The 16,813-nt window shown below is 59.0% G+C and carries 20 protein-coding genes; 13 read left to right on the plus strand and 7 right to left on the minus strand.

Features of this window, described 5'->3' with window-relative positions:
- Positions 1-39 precede the first annotated feature (39 nt).
- The 5 genes from speB to ELQ88_RS26255 all read left to right on the plus strand — a co-directional run bounded on the left by speB (position 40) and on the right by ELQ88_RS26255 (position 5,294).
- Positions 40-990, plus strand: a complete 951-nt coding sequence (gene speB / locus ELQ88_RS26235) for an agmatinase (RefSeq protein ID WP_128871766.1) — start codon at positions 40-42, stop codon at positions 988-990.
- A gap of 9 nt (positions 991-999) precedes the next feature.
- Positions 1,000-1,407: a nuclear transport factor 2 family protein gene (locus ELQ88_RS26240; RefSeq protein WP_010462006.1), complete on the plus strand. Its 408-nt coding sequence runs from the start codon at positions 1,000-1,002 to the stop codon at positions 1,405-1,407.
- Between the two features lie 54 nt (positions 1,408-1,461).
- Positions 1,462-2,964 carry a cytosine permease gene (locus ELQ88_RS26245; RefSeq protein ID WP_128871767.1) on the plus strand — a complete coding sequence of 501 codons (1,503 nt, stop codon included), beginning with the start codon at positions 1,462-1,464 and terminating at the stop codon, positions 2,962-2,964.
- 138 nt (positions 2,965-3,102) lie between these two features.
- Positions 3,103-4,482, plus strand: coding sequence for a sodium:solute symporter (locus ELQ88_RS26250; RefSeq protein WP_138968680.1), 1,380 nt, complete (start codon positions 3,103-3,105; stop codon positions 4,480-4,482).
- Between the two features lie 86 nt (positions 4,483-4,568).
- Positions 4,569-5,294 carry an MBL fold metallo-hydrolase gene (locus ELQ88_RS26255; RefSeq protein WP_138968682.1) on the plus strand — a complete coding sequence of 242 codons (726 nt, stop codon included), beginning with the start codon at positions 4,569-4,571 and terminating at the stop codon, positions 5,292-5,294.
- Positions 5,295-5,377: 83 nt separating this feature from the next.
- Here the strand turns inward: ELQ88_RS26255 and ELQ88_RS26260 are convergent, their stop codons facing one another.
- Both ELQ88_RS26260 and ELQ88_RS34825 read right to left on the minus strand, forming a co-directional pair.
- Positions 5,378-6,304: an IS3 family transposase gene (locus ELQ88_RS26260; RefSeq protein WP_346342818.1), complete on the minus strand. Its 927-nt coding sequence runs from the start codon at positions 6,302-6,304 to the stop codon at positions 5,378-5,380.
- A complete protein-coding gene (locus ELQ88_RS34825; RefSeq protein ID WP_228761568.1) occupies positions 6,208-6,603 on the minus strand; it encodes a helix-turn-helix domain-containing protein in 396 nt (131 codons plus the stop codon). Before ELQ88_RS34825 ends, ELQ88_RS26260 begins: the two co-directional genes overlap by 97 nt.
- 58 nt (positions 6,604-6,661) lie before the next feature.
- Here ELQ88_RS34825 and ELQ88_RS26265 point away from each other — a divergent pair, with 58 nt between their 5' ends.
- Positions 6,662-6,913: an acyl carrier protein gene (locus ELQ88_RS26265; protein ID WP_138968684.1), complete on the plus strand. Its 252-nt coding sequence runs from the start codon at positions 6,662-6,664 to the stop codon at positions 6,911-6,913.
- Between the two features lie 170 nt (positions 6,914-7,083).
- Here the strand turns inward: ELQ88_RS26265 and ELQ88_RS35000 are convergent, their stop codons facing one another.
- The 3 genes from ELQ88_RS35000 to ELQ88_RS26275 all read right to left on the minus strand — a co-directional run bounded on the left by ELQ88_RS35000 (position 7,084) and on the right by ELQ88_RS26275 (position 9,576).
- Complete coding sequence (locus ELQ88_RS35000) at positions 7,084-7,212, minus strand: PA1414 family protein (protein ID WP_007914492.1); 129 nt, start codon at positions 7,210-7,212, stop codon at positions 7,084-7,086.
- A gap of 242 nt (positions 7,213-7,454) precedes the next feature.
- On the minus strand, positions 7,455-8,387 hold the full coding sequence (locus tag ELQ88_RS26270) for a DMT family transporter (RefSeq protein ID WP_138968686.1): 933 nt from the start codon (positions 8,385-8,387) through the stop codon (positions 7,455-7,457).
- 352 nt (positions 8,388-8,739) lie between these two features.
- Positions 8,740-9,576: a S1-like domain-containing RNA-binding protein gene (locus ELQ88_RS26275; RefSeq protein ID WP_128871772.1), complete on the minus strand. Its 837-nt coding sequence runs from the start codon at positions 9,574-9,576 to the stop codon at positions 8,740-8,742.
- Between the two features lie 41 nt (positions 9,577-9,617).
- On the opposite strand from ELQ88_RS26275, the gene ELQ88_RS26280 reads away from it, so the two are divergent.
- From ELQ88_RS26280 to ELQ88_RS26295, 4 genes are all read left to right on the plus strand, one after another.
- Complete coding sequence (locus ELQ88_RS26280) at positions 9,618-9,800, plus strand: hypothetical protein (RefSeq protein WP_138968688.1); 183 nt, start codon at positions 9,618-9,620, stop codon at positions 9,798-9,800.
- Positions 9,801-9,927: 127 nt separating this feature from the next.
- Positions 9,928-10,116, plus strand: a complete 189-nt coding sequence (locus ELQ88_RS26285) for a hypothetical protein (RefSeq protein ID WP_017337097.1) — start codon at positions 9,928-9,930, stop codon at positions 10,114-10,116.
- Between the two features lie 215 nt (positions 10,117-10,331).
- The gene (locus tag ELQ88_RS26290; protein WP_138968690.1) at positions 10,332-11,048 is read left to right on the plus strand and encodes a TorF family putative porin; all 717 of its coding nucleotides are present in this window, start codon (positions 10,332-10,334) and stop codon (positions 11,046-11,048) included.
- A gap of 65 nt (positions 11,049-11,113) precedes the next feature.
- Positions 11,114-11,983, plus strand: coding sequence for a DUF6279 family lipoprotein (locus ELQ88_RS26295; protein WP_138968692.1), 870 nt, complete (start codon positions 11,114-11,116; stop codon positions 11,981-11,983).
- A gap of 154 nt (positions 11,984-12,137) precedes the next feature.
- Here ELQ88_RS26295 and ELQ88_RS26300 read toward each other — a convergent pair whose 3' ends face one another.
- A complete protein-coding gene (locus tag ELQ88_RS26300) occupies positions 12,138-12,527 on the minus strand; it encodes a transcriptional regulator (RefSeq protein ID WP_128871775.1) in 390 nt (129 codons plus the stop codon).
- Between the two features lie 185 nt (positions 12,528-12,712).
- On the opposite strand from ELQ88_RS26300, the gene ELQ88_RS26305 reads away from it, so the two are divergent.
- Both ELQ88_RS26305 and ELQ88_RS26310 read left to right on the plus strand, forming a co-directional pair.
- On the plus strand, positions 12,713-13,447 hold the full coding sequence (locus ELQ88_RS26305; protein ID WP_138968694.1) for a thioredoxin family protein: 735 nt from the start codon (positions 12,713-12,715) through the stop codon (positions 13,445-13,447).
- 153 nt (positions 13,448-13,600) lie between these two features.
- Positions 13,601-13,876 carry a hypothetical protein gene (locus tag ELQ88_RS26310; RefSeq protein WP_128871777.1) on the plus strand — a complete coding sequence of 92 codons (276 nt, stop codon included), beginning with the start codon at positions 13,601-13,603 and terminating at the stop codon, positions 13,874-13,876.
- Between the two features lie 94 nt (positions 13,877-13,970).
- On the opposite strand, the gene ELQ88_RS26315 is transcribed toward ELQ88_RS26310, so the two are convergent.
- Positions 13,971-15,317, minus strand: coding sequence for a DEAD/DEAH box helicase (locus ELQ88_RS26315; protein WP_128871778.1), 1,347 nt, complete (start codon positions 15,315-15,317; stop codon positions 13,971-13,973).
- Between the two features lie 191 nt (positions 15,318-15,508).
- Between ELQ88_RS26315 and ELQ88_RS26320 the strand changes: the two genes are divergently transcribed.
- On the plus strand, positions 15,509-16,807 hold the full coding sequence (locus tag ELQ88_RS26320; protein WP_128871779.1) for a mechanosensitive ion channel family protein: 1,299 nt from the start codon (positions 15,509-15,511) through the stop codon (positions 16,805-16,807).
- Positions 16,808-16,813: the final 6 nt, after the last annotated feature.

Below are 16,813 nucleotides of genomic sequence, written 5' to 3' on the forward strand. Positions count from 1 at the left end.
CAACCGACATAATAAAACAACGACGATGAGGCCCTACCCGTGGACAAGATTCTTCACCAACCACTGGGCGGCAACGAAATGCCGCGCTTCGGCGGCATCGCCACCATGATGCGACTCCCCCATGTACCTACCGCTGCCGGCCTCGACGCCGCCTTCGTTGGCGTGCCGCTGGACATCGGCACCTCCCTGCGTCCCGGCACCCGCTTCGGGCCACGTGAAATCCGCGCTGAATCGGTAATGATCCGCCCGTACAACATGGCCACCGGCGCCGCCCCGTTCGACTCGCTGTCGGTTGCCGACATCGGCGACGTGGCGATCAACACGTTCAACCTGCTGGACGCCGTGCGGATCATCGAAGAGTCCTACGACGCCATCCTCGAACACAATGTGATCCCGCTGACCCTGGGCGGCGACCACACCATCACCCTGCCGATCCTGCGTGCCATCCACAAGAAGCACGGCAAAGTCGGCCTGGTGCACATCGACGCCCACGCCGATGTGAACGATCACATGTTTGGCGAGAAAGTCGCCCACGGCACCACCTTCCGTCGCGCCGCCGAAGAAGGCCTGATCGACTGCGATCGCGTGGTGCAAATCGGCTTGCGCGCTCAGGGTTACACCTCCGAAGACTTCAACTGGAGCCGTAAACAAGGCTTCCGTGTGGTTCAGGCTGAAGAGTGCTGGCACAAATCCCTGGCCCCGCTGATGGCTGAAGTCCGCGAGAAAGTCGGCGGCGGTCCGGTGTACCTGACTTTTGACATCGACGGCATCGACCCAGCCTGGGCACCTGGCACCGGCACCCCGGAAATCGGTGGTCTGACGACCATTCAGGCGATTGAGATCATTCGCGGCTGCCAAGGCCTCGACCTGATCGGTTGCGATCTGGTAGAAGTCTCGCCCGCCTACGACACCACCGGCAACACCTCGCTGCTGGCCGCCAACCTGCTGTACGAAATGCTTTGCGTACTGCCTGGCGTGGCCCACCGCTGAGGATCGGTCATGACCGAACGTGATCAGGTTTTGAAAGCCGCCGCCGATCTGGTGTCAGCCTTCGCCCGTAACGATCGCGAAGCCTACTTCGGCGCGTTCAGCGCCGATGCCAGCTTCGTGTTCTACACCCTCGAGCAGCCCCTGCTGTCGCGCGATGCCTATCAGGCGTTGTGGGACACCTGGCGCGCCGAGGATGGCTTCGAGGTGCTTGCGTGCACCTCGAGCAACGCCTTCGTCAGCCTGCAGGGTGATGTGGCGATTTTCATCCATGACGTGGCCACCGAGCTGCGCATGCAAGGGGAGCAACACTTCAGCCAGGAGCGCGAGACGATTGTGTTTCGCCGACAACAACAAGGCCTATGGCTGGCCTGCCACGAACATTTGTCCGCGATGCCGGAAGGGCTGCCACCCCCTTAGCCAAACAGGTGACGCTCACGCACGATGAGCGCGCCTTTATGATCGGAGCAGATCATGAATAACAACAACAACGACCAAAGCCTTACGCAGATTGAAACCCACGGGGTCGAACAGATCCCGGACAACGAACGCACCGCTGGTCCGACGGACTTGTTCCGGATGATCTTCGGCGGTTCCAACACCTTTGCCACGGCCGTGCTCGGCAGTTTCCCGGTACTGTTCGGCCTGTCTTTCCAGGCGGGCGTCCTGGCGATTGTGCTCGGTGTGCTGCTGGGCTCGCTGATCCTCGCGCCCATGGGCCTGTTCGGCCCGCTCAATGGCACCAACAACGCCGTGTCTTCCGGTGCGCATTTCGGCGTGCACGGGCGGATCGTCGGGTCGTTTCTGTCGTTGCTGACCGCCATCGCCTTCTTCTCGCTCTCGGTGTGGAGTTCGGGGGATGCGCTGATCGGTGGTGCCAAGCGCCTGATCGGTCTTCCGGAAACCGACCTGACCCTGGGCCTGGCCTACGGCCTGTTCGCGATTCTGGTGCTGACCGTTTGCATCTATGGCTTCCGCTTCCTGCTGTGGGTCAACAAGATCGCGGTGTGGAGCGCCAGCCTGCTGTTCCTGCTGGGCATCTTTGCTTTTGCCGGGCCTTTCGATGTGAACTACGCCGGCACCGTCAGCCTGGGGCAACCGGGGTTCTGGGCGGCCTTCATCGGCGCTGCGCTGGTCGCCATGAGCAACCCGATTTCCTTCGGCGCGTTCCTCGGCGACTGGTCGCGCTACATCCCGCGTGACACCTCCAAGCGCCGGATCATGGCGGCGGTGGTGATCTCGCAGATTGCCACTTTCATCCCGTTCCTGTTCGGCCTGACCACCGCCACCATCGTGGCGATCAAGGCGCCGGACTACATCGCGGCCAACAACTACGTCGGCGGTCTGCTGGCGGTCTCGCCGAGCTGGTTCTTCCTGCCGGTGTGCCTGATTGCGGTGATCGGCGGCATGTCCACCGGCACCACTTCGCTGTATGGCACCGGGCTGGACATGTCCAGCGTATTCCCTCGTGTGCTGTCGCGGGTCAAGGCAACGCTGCTGATCGGCGTGATGTCGATTGCCTTCATCTTCATCGGGCGCTTCGCGGCGAACCTGGTGCAGAGCGTGTCGACATTCGCCGTGCTGATCATCACCTGCACCACCCCGTGGATGGTGATCATGATCATCGGTCTGCTGGTGCGTCGCGGCTTCTATTGCCCGGATGACCTGCAGGTGTTCACCCGCGGCGAGAAAGGCGGTCGTTACTGGTTCACCCATGGCTGGAACTGGCGCGGGCTGGGGGCCTGGATCCCGAGCGCACTGGTCGGCCTGTGCTTTGTGAACCTGCCGGGGCAGTTTGTCGGACCGCTGGGTGATCTGGCGGGTGGCATCGATGTCAGCCTGCCGGTGACCCTGGGCCTGGCGTCGCTGGTGTACCTGGCGTTGCTGAGCCTGTTCCCGGAACCGGCGGCGGTGTTCGGGCCGAATGATTCACGCAGCATGGGCACGGATTCGCTCGCTAAACCGGCGATGGTGTAGGAGCGAGGCTTGCCCGCGCAGAACGATAACGCGATCGACCTGACCGACCGCGGTGCTCCTTTCGCGAGCAAGCATCGCTCCTACACAAAAAATTGATTTTCGCCTCACCATAAAAAAGACAATCGGAGACACGCCATCATGGCTTTGGATTTATTCGTCGTACTCATCTATGCCGCAGCGATGCTGATACTCGGCTACTACGGCATGCGCAAGGCCAAGACCCACGAGGACTACCTGGTCGCCGGTCGTAACCTCGGCCCGAGCCTGTACATGGGCACCATGGCCGCCACCGTCCTCGGCGGCGCGTCCACCGTGGGCACCGTGCGCCTGGGTTACGTACATGGCATCTCCGGTTTCTGGCTGTGCGCGGCCCTCGGTTGCGGGATCGTCGCGCTTAACCTGTTCCTCGCCAAACCGCTGCTGAAACTGAAAGTGTTCACCGTCACCCAGGTGCTGGAAAAACGCTACAACCCGATGGCCCGTACCGCCAGCGCCACCATCATGCTCGCCTACGCCCTGATGATCGGCGTGACCTCGATCCTGGCCATCGGTACCGTGCTGCAAGTGCTGTTCGGCCTGCCGTTCTGGATTTCCGTGCTGCTCGGCGGTGGTATCGTCGTGATCTACTCGACCATCGGCGGCATGTGGTCGCTGACCCTGACCGACATCGTGCAGTTCGGTATCCAGACCGTCGGCCTGATGTTTGTACTGCTGCCGATCTGCCTGTACCGCGTGGGTGGCTGGGATCAACTGGTCGCGCAATTGCCGGCGGCGAGCTTCAGCTTCACCAGCATCGGCTGGGACACCATCATTACCTACTTCATGATCTACTTCTTCGGCATCCTGATCGGTCAGGACATCTGGCAACGGGTATTCACCGCCAGGAGCGAAAAAGTCGCGAAGTATGCCGGTACCTCGGCAGGCATCTACTGCATCATTTACGGTCTGGTCTGCGCCCTGATCGGTATGGCCGCCCACGTCCTGATCCCGGACCTGGACAACGTCAACAACGCCTTCGCCGCCATCGTCAAAGTCTCGCTGCCGGACGGCATCCGTGGCTTGGTGATCGCCGCAGCCCTGGCCGCCATGATGTCCACCGCCAGCGCCGGCCTGCTGGCCGCGTCCACCACCCTGACCGAAGACCTGCTGCCGAAACTGCGTGGCGGCAAACAGTCGGACGTGACCATCAGCCGCTTGTTCACCCTGTTGACCGGTATGGCCGTGCTCGGTATCGCCCTGGTCGTGAATGACGTGATCAGCGCCCTGACCCTGGCTTATAACCTGCTGGTAGGCGGCATGCTGATCCCGCTGATGGGCGCGATCTTTTGGAAACGCGCCACCACCGCCGGCGCCATCGCCAGCATGGGCCTGGGTTTTGCCACCGCGCTGATGTTCATGATCAAGGACGGCATGGACGCCAACACCCCGATCTACTACAGCCTCGGCGTCGGCCTGGTGAGTTTCGTCGTGGTCAGCCTGCTGTCCCGTCAGCCCGCAGCGGTGGCCAGCGCCGCCTAAGCTTTCCATAACGACTTGATGCTTTCTTCGACGGGTGTGGCGTCGGTTGCCACACTCGTTTTTTTTCGTCTGAAGGAAATCTGCCTATGAAGATCGTCAGCCGCGATCAGTGGTTCGAGGTGAAGCAGCTCAGTGACGGCATTCGCCTGATTCACGAGCCCTACATCCGCCCGTTCTATCGCTGCAATCTCTGGCACATCCAGGGTCGCGACAAGGACCTGCTGCTGGACAGCGGTTCCGGGCTGGTGAGCTTGCGCGAGCAATTGCCGTGGATCACCGAGCGACCGCTGGTGGCCGTGGCCAGCCATTGCCATTTCGACCACATTGCCGGCCATCACGAGTTCCCCGAACGCCTGGTGCACCCGGCTGAGGCGCAGATCCTCGCTTCTCCCGATGGCGAAAATACGCTGAGCACGGCGTTCGTCGGGGATGACATGTTCGAGGCTCACCCCGAATGCCCGTTGTGCTACGCCGAATACCGGGTCAAGGCCGCACCGGCCACGGGAATGATTGAAGAAGGCGACGTGCTGGACCTGGGCAATCGGGTCCTGCGCGTGTTGCACACACCAGGGCACTCACCGGGCGGCATCAGCCTTTACGAGGCGGCGACCGAGACGCTGTTCAGTGGCGACATCATCTACGACGGGCCGCTGATCGAAGATGCCTACCACTCCAACCTCGACGACTATGCCCGCAGCCTGCAGCGCTTGCGTGCGTTGTCGATCCGCACCGTGCACGGCGGGCACTTCGGCAGTTTTTCCGGGGAGCGTTTACGCACGATGATTGACGAGTGGCAGCGCTCGCACGGCTGAAGCCTGCTGTACTCAAGCGCAGGGACAACAACAATAACGCCCTCGAAGACAATGTCTAGTCCTGAAATAGGTTTACACCTGTTTCACCCCAACGCCCGATGCACCGCATCGGGCGTTTTGTATTTCAAGGACAGGTGCGGGCGTTCCTGGTTGTAGATTAGGATCGCCTCTCTCACCATCTTTTCAGCCTCTGTCAGATCGTTAGGCCGATGAAGCAACAACTCAGTTTTAAGGATGCCGTTGACCCGCTCTGCCAAGGCGTTTTGGTAACAGTCATAGCCATCAGTCATTGAGCACGTTATGCCGTGTCTTGCGTGCAGTTTTTGGTAAAGCGTCGAGCAGTACTGCACTCCACGATCCGAGTGGTGAACCAATCGCTGACTGCTTCGTCGCGTCTTCAACGCCATGCGCAAGGCTTGAGCCACCGAGTCGGCATGCAGACTGCCATGCACGTGATAACCGACAATTTTCCTCGAGAAGACATCCGTCACCAAGCTCAAGTAAGCCGGGTCATCACGTTTGGTGGACAGATAAGTGATATCCGCCACCCAGACCTGCTCCGGGCCGGTGGCAACGATTTGCTGGGGGCCAGGCTTCAGGAGGTTGGGATGGCAGCGGAAGCGGTGATGGCTGTCAGTTGTCTTGTGATAGGCCCGTTTTCTGCGTACCAAATACCGGTGATCGCGCAACACTTCAAACAAGCGATCTCGGCCAACATGCAGTTCCGGCTTGTCATGCTTTGCGTGCATCAGTGAGTGCAGTTTCCGGGTGCCCAGACAGGGTTGCCGCACGCGGATTTCCTGCACAAACTTGATAAGCTTCTGATCCTGCTCGACCCGCGCCCGATAGACCCGATCACGCTTGTAATAGGCCTGTCGACTAATCCCCATAAACTGGCAAGCCCTGCAGACACTCAGGGTTTGGGTTTGCGCAACGACTTGCCTGGCCGCTTTTTTACGATAGATACGCCGTAATCGTTCTTCAGGACATCGACCACGTCTTCGAAGAATTTGGCTTTCTGATTCGCCAACGCCAACTGCTCCTCAAGCTCTTTGATTCTCTGCTCGGGAGTTAATGGCAAAGTAGGCTCGTCCATCGGTCGGACCCTCTGAGCGCGAATGGAAGCGCCTTGACTCCAGTCCTGCCGACCATACTTGCGCAACCAAACCAGCACCGTCGACCGGCCCTGAATCCCGTAGCGCCGTTGAGCCTCTTTATAACTCAACTCGCCTTTTTCTACTTGGTCGACAACCGACAATTTAAAAGTCAGCGTGTAATCTCGCTGACTGCGTTTTTCGCCCGTATCCATTGCACCTTCCTGATAAGAAGCCAGAAGGTGTAAACCTTATTCAGGACGAGTCACAACCATGAAAAAAGCCGCCGTTCGCGCCGCCGTGCATCGCTTCATCAGTCGCCTGCTGGAGGGTCAGGATGACTTCGACGACAACAGCAGCCTGGCGCAGTTGGGACTGGATAAGGAGGATATCGAAGAGCTGATCATCCATCTGGAAGATGAGCTGGATCTGACGGCGTTTACCGCCGAAGAAGACCAACTGCTCAAGACTGCCAGGACGGTGAGTGACTTGAGCCGGTTTTTGCTGGAGATCGGGCGGCATTGAATACCGTCCTATTGAATGGAGCCTGTAGTCCGCCAAGATCGTCCGTACGCGGCCCGAGCCTGTTGCAGCTCCAACAGGAACACTCGCAATCGCAACCTTTGCGCTACTCCCCTTTAGGAGCTGCTCTGTAGGAGCTGCCGTAGGCTGCGATCTTTTCAGACCCGGACGCGTTACCGGCGACGCTGCTGGCGTCGGCGCTGTTCGTCGTCAGTACGAATAGGTACAGGTTGCAGAGGCGGTTCGATCAAACCGAGTGCGACACCCAGGTCATGCAGCCAGTTTTGGATTTTCTCTTTCATGGTGCCCCCTTCAGGGTAGTGCCGAGCGGCTGAAAATTCTGCAGCCCCTTCGCAATGATAATAGTCCGAAGTCCTGCGCAATGCTCGCCAAAAGTGGCAACGATCTGTTACTGAATTGATCCAAATACCTGACCATTAGTTCAAGCCATCAGCTGAACGCGAGTCGGGCCGCCGGATGGACCGTCTGTCGCCACTTGATCCACGCATTCCCATGGGCCCGGGTGCTGGGCTACCTGCCACCGTCAGTGCTGCCCCAGGGCTTTGCGCAGACGACGGCGCACCCATTGCTCAGCACTGACAAAGGTGATGCCCAATAGCACCAGCACCGCGCCGACGACGAAGTTGAGACTCAATTCATCCCCCAGCAGCACCACGCCGAACGTGACGCCAAACAATGGCGTCATGAAGGAAAATACCGCCAGGTTCGCTGCCAGATAACGGCGCAGCAGCCAGAACCACGTCAGGTAACTGAAGAACGACACCACCAATCCTTGAAACAGCACGCTGGCGACCGCCACCGTGGTCAGGCTGACGTGGCCGACCTGGCCGCTGAGGATCGCAATCAGCAGCAGGCCGACGAAACCGACGATCAGCTGATAAAACAGGGTCAGGGTCACCGGCGCTTCCGACAGGCGCGAGGCGCGCACCACCACGGTCGTCGCGCCCCATGACGCGCCGGCCAGCACCCCCAATGCATCGCCCAGCAGCATGCGCCGATCGAGATTGTCCCAGGACACCCCGCCGGCAAATGCGATGGCAATCCCGACGAATGCCAGGAAAATGCCCAGCCACTGGAGAGGTCTTAAACGTTCACTCGGCAACAGCCAGTTGACACCCAGCGCGGTAAAGATCGGCGCGGTGTAAAGAAACACCGACATGTGTGCGGCCGTGGTCAGTTGCAGGCCTTCGGAAATGAACAAAAACTCCAGACCGAACAGTGAACCGGCCAGCAAACCGCCGCGCCAGGTTCTGCCGACCTGATCCCACCCCCCCTTCCAGCACAGCAGCAGGCCTACGAGCAATGCCGAGATGCCCGACCGCCCTACCGCTTGCATGACCGGGGCAATGTCGGGCGCCGCCCATTTGATCATCACTTGCTGAACGCCCCAGATCAGGCACAGCCCCATCATCACTTGCAGGGCAAACCCGTCGGCGCTACGCCGGGTGGCGCTCACCGGAACACCTCGACAACACAATCCATGGCAGTGACTCGACAGTAGAAGCAAAGCCCCGGTTTTTTTGCTGAGAAAGCGTCGGGGCGAAAAATCATGCCGCCGATTATTAACTGAATGGCCAGAAAATGCCGTCTGTCAGAGACATTCGGCTTCCTGGTTACGTCATTTTCTGGAAGTGATTGCGGGGGGCCGACGATTACCTGGAGCTGCCGCGCCGTTCAGCGTACGCGCCCCCCCTGTAGGAGCGAGCTTGCTCGCGATGGACTTCAAGTCGCCGCGTTTAACCAGAAAACCCGCGTCATCGTTGACGACCATCGCGAGCAAGCTCGCTCCTACAGGGGGGGCGGCCGGGTCAGCTCAGTTCGATGCGGTCGGCATGAATCACGATCTGGCCGTTCTTGTACAACGCACCAATCGCCTTTTTGAAGTTGCCCTTGCTGACACCAAACATGCTGGTGATCACCGTCGGATCGCTCTTGTCGCTCACCGGCAGTGTGCCGTTGTTGTCACGCAACCTGGCGAGAATCTTCGAATTGAGGCTGGTGGCCGCTTCTTCGCCGACCGGTTGCAGGCTCAGGCTGATCTTGCCATCGGCCCGGACTTCTTTGATAAAGCCCTTTTCTTCCTTACCGGCGCGCATGAACTTGAAGATTTCGTTCTTGTGGATCAGGCCCCAGTGCTTGTTGTTGATGATCGCCTTGAACCCCATGTCGGTGGCTTCGGCGACCAGCAAATCAACTTCCTGGCCAGGGGTGTAGCTGGCCGGGGTCTTGTCCAGGTAGCGGTCCAGACGCGCCGTCGCCGTGATGCGGCGGGTGTGCTTGTCGAGGTAGACGTGCACCACGACATACTCGCCAGCGGTCATCTGACGTTTTTCTTCGGAGTACGGCAGCAACAGATCCTTCGGCAAGCCCCAATCCAGGAAAACCCCGATGCTGTTGACTTCAACGACTTTCAAACTGGCGAATTCACCGACCTGCACTTTCGGTTTTTCGGTAGTTGCGATGAGTTTGTCATCGCTGTCCAGATAAACAAAAACGTTGAGCCAGTCTTCATCTTCGCTGGGAATATCCTTGGGAATATAACGATTGGGCAGGAGGATTTCGCCGTCCGCGCCACCGTCCAGATATAAACCGAAGTTAGTGTGTTTAACCACTTGCAAACTGTTGTAACGCCCGACTAAAGCCATGTCCAAATACCCTCATTGCGTGGGCGGCATTCTACCCGGTTTTGCGGGTCGCGTTCGGCGGCCAGCCCGATGGCGCAGGAAAATCCTCTGAAGCCCTTAATTTTCCTGATTTTTATCCCGCACGCCTGGCCACTCGTCTGGCCGCGCTGACGCTGCCCGCGGCTGTCAGCCAGGCAAAAACCGTCACTTTCAAGCTGCAGTTTTTAGTTAAAACAGCAGCTTAGGGGCATTTCCCGAATAATAACTTGCGATTCATCACTGACCTGCGACGGGTATTTCGGGAGGATATTTACCAAGCAATTGTCAAGTATTTCCTGTACTATGCCTGGCCAAGTTAATTTCTACAGGTTAATGGCCGCCATGCGTGTAAAAGCATCCAACAGCAAAGCAAAGCCAGCTCCAGCCGTTGAAACCAGCGAATCGATCAACAACCAGATCGCTGCGTTCCTCAAGTCCGGCGGCGAGATCCAGCAAATTGCCAAAGGCGTCAGCGGCCAGACGTTCGGCCCGTCCAAGCAGATCACCTTGGGCAAAAAGTAACGCTACAGAATCTCTCCGAGATAACTGGTCCCTAAGCGCTTTGAGCGTTGAAGCGCTTGGACTGGAACCCTTCCGCAACATCCCGCCCAACACCCATCTTTCAAAAATCGACGAACGGCCATCAATGCCGAGCATTCGCCGGTATCCTTGCACACGTCTAGATCAAGCGTTTCAGCAGGTTTTTTTCCTGCACCTCGCTGTTCATGGAGTGACGCATGCTCAAACCCTCTCTGTTCCTGCTCGCCAGCCTGCTGGCGTGTCCGTTAGCCAATGCGCAAATCTTCCAGCGTGAGCTGGGCGCCTTCGACCTCAAGCTGGGCACCACCCCCAGTCGCAGCATGGCCCAGGGCCTGGTCCAACCTTCCAGCACCGGCTCGTTCCACGGTGGTCTCGACCTGAGCCACGATAGCGGATTCTACGTGGGCCAATGGTCACCGAGCGCGGGCTTGAGCCCGGGTAACAACCTCGAAGTCGATTCCTACATGGGTTTTAAACAGCCCTTCGACCACAGCCTCGGCTACGAAGTCGGCATGATCCATTACAGCTACCCGACAGTGGAGACGCTCGACAGCCAGGAGCTTTTCGGTGGCCTGACCCTGCTGGGCAGTCGGTTTGGCGCGGCGTTAAGCAACGATCCGGACAAACGCAACAGCACGGTATTCGCCGACCTGAGCGGAAATCAGCCGTTCGGCATCGGGGTCAGCATGAAATACACCACCCATCGGCTCAACGTTCCGGTGTCCGTCGAGGGTGGATATGTCGGCAGTTTCACCGATTGGTCAGTGACGCTCTCCCGTCCCTTCATGGGCATCGACCTGGACCTGATCTATAGCGATTCCAGCCTCAGCGGCAGCGACTGTTCCGCTTATTCCGGGCACAACAGCCAGTGCGATGGCCTGGTCACCCTGAAAGCGCAACATGCCTTCTATTGATTGGCTGAACTGGCGGGCTCATCCAGCGTCCACATGAGAACCCACGCATTCGCAAGGACTTGCCCATGTCGCGCTGGTTGAAGTGCCTCGCCGTCGTTATCACCCTCAGTCTCGCCCTCGGCGCGTGCAGCCGCATGGACCTGGCCTATCGCAATCTCGACGTGATCATCCCGTGGTCGCTCGGCGATTACCTGAATATGAACGGCGAGCAGAAAGACTGGTTCAACGAACGCCTGCGAGAGCACCTGAGCTGGCACTGCACCACGCAGCTGCCGGGCTACCTCGACTGGCTGGACCGCTTGCAGGACATGGTCCAGCGCAACCAGGTCACCGACGCTGCGCTGCAAGCCCGCACTCAGGAAGCCAAACAGGCCATCGCCCAGACAGCCCGGGAAATCACCCCATCAGCCATCGAGTTGTTGCAGGGGCTGAATGACCAGCAAGTCGCGGAAATGAACGACGCCTTCGCCAAAGACCAGCGCAAACGCCAGGAGCAATACCTCAAACCGTCGCGTGATCAGCAAATCAAGGAGCGTGGCCAACGCATGGAAAAACGCCTGAATGATTGGCTCGGCCCGCTCAGCCCGACCCAACAGCAACGAGTAGTCGCCTGGTCAAATGCCCTGGGCGATCAGAACACGCAATGGATCGCTAACCGCGTCCATTGGCAAAAGCAATTCAGTGCGGCGGTCGCGCAGCGCCAGAGCCCGAAATTCCCACAGCGCATCGAGACGCTTCTGGTCAATCGAGAGGCGTTGTGGACACCCGCCTATCGCCAGGCCTACGCCAACACCGAAGCCCAGGCGCAGTCGCTGTTCGTGGACTTGCTGGCTGAAAGTACGCCGGAGCAACGGCAGCGATTGCTGAAGAAGATCGACGGGGTGCGCAAGAATTTCAATGATTTGAAATGTTTGAAAGCGGCCAGACAAGGTTAGCCCCCCCTGTACGAGCTGGCTTGCCAGCGAAGGCGGCCTTGAGCCTTGCAGTGCCCATGACGACGCCTTCGCTGGCAAGCCAGCTCCTACAGGGGTCAGGCGTTGATCACAATCCAGCGGTATGCAGGTGATCATGTAGGAGCTGGCGTGGGGCTCAGGCGATCTGCGCCTTCGACGCCACTTGATCAAACGTCACTTCGTCCAGCGCATCGTCCTGCTCATCCAGCACCTGGCGCGGATGGTCATTGCCCGGAATGCTGCTGTCGATCAGGCTCAATAAACTCGAGCCCCGTGGCGTCAAAATGTAGTTCGAGCCAGTGCCTCCCTGTTCTTCAGGCCGAGGCTCGATATAGCCGCGCTCCAGCAGCAATTTTTCGTACTCGCCAGCCACCGCTTTCAGGTGATCCAGGTTTTCCGTCTGCTCGCCTTCAGTCGCTTTCTCGGCCGCAAGTTGTTCGGCATAAGGCCGTGGCGTAAAGCTGCTGGCACCGTTCTGTACTTCGTGCAGCAAGCGTTCAATCAAATCCCAGTTATAAGTCGTCATCCTGATCAACCTCCAGCGCCCGTGAGTGAGATGGCTTACATAGGTTGTGACCGACAGCGTGCGCAGCCGTTCAGCCGAGGTATTGAATAGCTTTTGAACAGCACCGACCGGCGGTATGTCGAATTGGGCACAGGTCAAACGACTAGCTGTGTCAGATACCTCCCCGCATCCCGCAGGAGAAACCCATGAACATTCAGAATCATCCCGTCGTCTCCCGAGAAGAATGGCTCGCCGCCCGTAAACAACACCTGGCCAACGAAAAAGCCTTCACCCGGGAACGGGACAAACTCAGCGCCGAACGTCGCGCCCTGCCCTGGGTGAAAATCGACAAGGACTACCGTTTCCAGGGTCCTGACGGCGAATTGAAACTGGCCGATCTGTTCGGCGGCCGCAGCCAGTTGATCATTTACCACTTCATGTTTGCCAAAGGCTGGGACGAAGGCTGTTCCGGTTGCTCCTTCCTGTCCGACCATATCGACGGAGCCAACCAGCACCTGGCCCACCATGACGTGGCAGTGGTGGCGGTTTCCCACGCACCCTTCGCCGAGTTCCAGGCGTTCAAACGGCGCATGGGCTGGAAATTCGCCTGGGTATCGTCAGCAGGCTGCGATTTCAATTACGACTTCGGTGTTTCCGCTCGGGCCGAAGACGTCGCCGCCGGCAAGGCGACCTACAACTACGAAAAATCCGACGGCAGCGAAGACGAACTCCCCGGCCTGAGCGTGTTTTATCGCAACGACGACGGCGAAATCTTCCATACCTACTCCACCTACGCCCGCGGCCTCGACCTGTTGGTCGGCGCCTACAACTACCTGGACCTGACGCCCAAGGGCCGCAATGAAGAGCAAATCATGGAATGGGTGCAGCTTCATGATCAGTATGGAGGTGAGGCTTCATCCAGCTGCTGTCATGGGGAATAGACCGTGGGGACCGAGTCGCGGCTATCGCGAGCAAGCTCGCACAGGTGCAGCTTGAAAGGATAATCTGCATTCGCCCATTCCCGGTGCTGAACTTTTTCCACGCTTGAACCCTCAACCGGATAACCCGCCTTAACCGGAACTGAGGCTCGCCCTATGAAAACCTTGCTGAAATTCACTATCGCCGCCACCCTCGCCTGCGCCCTCCCCGCATTTGCTTGCACGCCAGAAGAAGCCACGGCCAAGCGCGAACAACTGGCCAGGGAGGTCGCCAAGCTCACCGAGCAGAATCCGGCCAAGGCCAAGGAAATCAATGACGAGCTGCAGAAAATGGACCTTGGCACTGCGAGCAAGGATTTGCCGGATAAGTGCCAGTTGATCGATCAGCGATTGAAGGAGCTGGGAACGGCTGAAAAGAAAGCTGAGGGTTGAAGGCCAGATCAAAAGATCAAAAGATCAACCAGATTTCCAGGCATAAAAAAACCCGGACGCTGTCCGGGTTTTTTACTACATCGCTACCAACGCCTTATTCAGCAGCCGGCGCTTCCGGCTTGCGGCGCTTGAGCGGCGCCATGCCGTCCTTGCTGACCAGCGACAGGGCGTCGGTCTTCGGGCGGTTGGCGATCTTGCGCTTGGTCGGGGCCTTGGCGCCGGTTTTCTTCTTGTCGCCCTTGGCGTCGACCTTTTTCTTCTTCACGCCAACGGCTTTGCCCGAGGCCTTGACCTTTTTCGGTCCGCCGTAGGTACCTTTGACTTCCTTGATGGTGCGGCGCTCGAAGCTCTGCTTGAGGTAGCGCTCGACGCTCGACATCAGGTTCCAGTCGCCGTGGCAGATCAGCGAGATGGCCAGGCCATCGTTGCCGGCGCGGCCGGTGCGACCGATGCGGTGCACGTACTCGTCGCCGCTGCGCGGCATGTCGAAGTTGATCACCAGGTCCAGGCCGTCAACGTCCAGGCCGCGAGCGGCGACGTCGGTGGCGACGAGGATTTTCACGCCGCCCTGCTTCAGGCGGTCAATCGCCAGTTTGCGATCTTTCTGGTCTTTGTCGCCGTGCAGCACGAATGCTTTGTAGTCCTGCGCCACCAGGCGGCCGTAGATACGGTCGGCCATGGCCCGGGTGTTGGTGAACACGATGGCCTTCTGATAGGTCTCGTTGGCCAGCAGCCAGTTCACGATCTGTTCTTTGTGCTGGTTGTGGTCAGCGGTGATGATCTGCTGACGGGTGGTCGCATTCAGGTCGCTGACGTTGTTCAGCTGCAGGTGCTCAGGGTCGTTCAGCACCTTGGCGACCATCTCGCGCAGGCCCGAACCGCCGGTAGTGGCGGAGAACAGCATGGTCTGCTGGCGGTTGGTGCACTCTTGCACCAGACGCTGCACGTCTTCGGCAAAGCCCATGTCGAGCATGCGGTCGGCTTCGTCGAGCACCAGGACTTCAACTTCTTTCAAGTCGAGGTTGCCGGCGTTGAGTTGCTCGATCATCCGCCCCGGCGTACCGATCAGGATGTCCGGCACTTTGCGCAGCATCGCGGCCTGGACCTTGAAGTCTTCACCGCCGGTGATCAGACCGGATTTGATGAAGGTGTACTGGGCGAAGCGCTCGACTTCCTTGATGGTCTGCTGGGCCAGCTCGCGGGTCGGCAGCAGGATCAGGGTCTTGATACTGACGCGGACTTTCGCCGGGCCGATCAAGCGGTTGAGGATCGGCAAAACGAATGCAGCGGTTTTGCCGCTACCGGTTTGCGCTGTCACCCGCAGGTCACGCCCTTGGAGCGCCAGCGGAATAGCCGCTGCTTGCACAGGCGTTGGCTCGACAAATTTAAGCTCGGCCACGGCTTTGAGCAGGCGTTCGTGCAGGGCGAATTGGGAAAACACGGGTGCTACCTCGAAGAAATACAAAAAAACAGCTGCATAGGGTAACGGTTTCGAGCGCCCAGGCCGAGTTTCTTTATACAAACGGCTGCAAACAGTGGCTTTTTTGTTGCCTGATTTGTCCCAGAACGTAATACGTAGCGTCTTAAATGCTCTAATCGCCCCGTCGCGTCCTACAGAAGATACGTTTGCCCATGGATATCAAACAGCTCTGGCTCAATGTCCAAGACCTTTGGGGTGCTCTCGATCAGCACCCGCTCCTGCATTCCAGCCTCGGTTTGCTGTTGCTGCTGGTGGTGGCGCTGGCCCTCGGACGAGTGGCGCGTTACCTGATTCTACACGCGACCAAAATACTTGGCCGCCAACCGGCGCTGCACTGGATCAACGATTTTCGCCACAACAAGGTGTTTCATCGCCTGGCACAGATGACGCCGTCGCTGGTGATCCAGTTCGGTCTGCACCTGGTGCCGGAACTGGGCAAGACCAGCCTGGTGTTCCTCGGCAACGTGGCGCTGGCGTTCACCATTCTGTTCCTGGTGCTGGCCGTCAGCGCCCTGCTCAACGCCCTGCTGGACATCTATGCCCGCACCGAACACGCCCGTACCCGTTCGATCAAAGGTTATGTGCAACTGGCGAAAATGGTGTTGTTCGTGTTCGGCGCGATCATCATCGTCGCCACCCTGATCGACCGTTCTCCGCTGTTGCTGCTGTCAGGCCTGGGCGCCATGTCGGCGGTGATTCTGCTGGTCTACAAGGACACCCTGCTGTCGTTCGTCGCCAGCGTGCAGCTGACCAGCAACGACATGCTGCGGGTCGGCGACTGGATCGAGATGCCGCAAGTCGGCGCCGATGGCGATGTGGTGGACATCACGCTGCACACGGTGAAGGTGCAGAATTTCGACAAGACGATTGTGTCGATCCCGACCTGGCGCCTGATGTCCGAGTCGTTCAAGAACTGGCGCGGCATGCAGCAGTCCGGTGGTCGACGGATCAAGCGCAGCCTGTTCATCGATGCCAGCGGCGTGCGTTTCATTCGCGACGACGAAGAACAGAAGCTGGCCCAGGTGCATCTGCTGACCGACTACATCAGCCGCAAACAGGCCGAACTCAAGGCCTGGAACGAAGCCCAGGGCAACGTCGCGGCGATGTCGGCCAACCGGCGGCGGATGACCAATATCGGGACCTTCCGCGCCTATGCGCTGGCCTATCTGAAGAGCCACCCGGAAATCCAGCCGAACATGACCTGCATGGTTCGCCAGATGCAGACCACCGCCCAAGGCATTCCGCTGGAAATCTATTGTTTCACCCGCACCACGGTGTGGGCCGATTACGAGCGGATCCAGGGGGATATTTTCGATTACCTGCTGGCGGTGCTGCCGGAGTTTGGCTTGAGTCTTTATCAGCAGCCCAGTGGCGGGGATCTAAGGGCCGGGTTGTTGCCGGCGGTGCTTGGCGCGAGCCATATTCCCCAGCCTGAAAAGCACGTTATGTAAGACTAC

Source organism: Pseudomonas sp. MPC6, from assembly GCF_006094435.1.
Taxonomy (GTDB): Bacteria; Pseudomonadota; Gammaproteobacteria; order Pseudomonadales; family Pseudomonadaceae; genus Aquipseudomonas.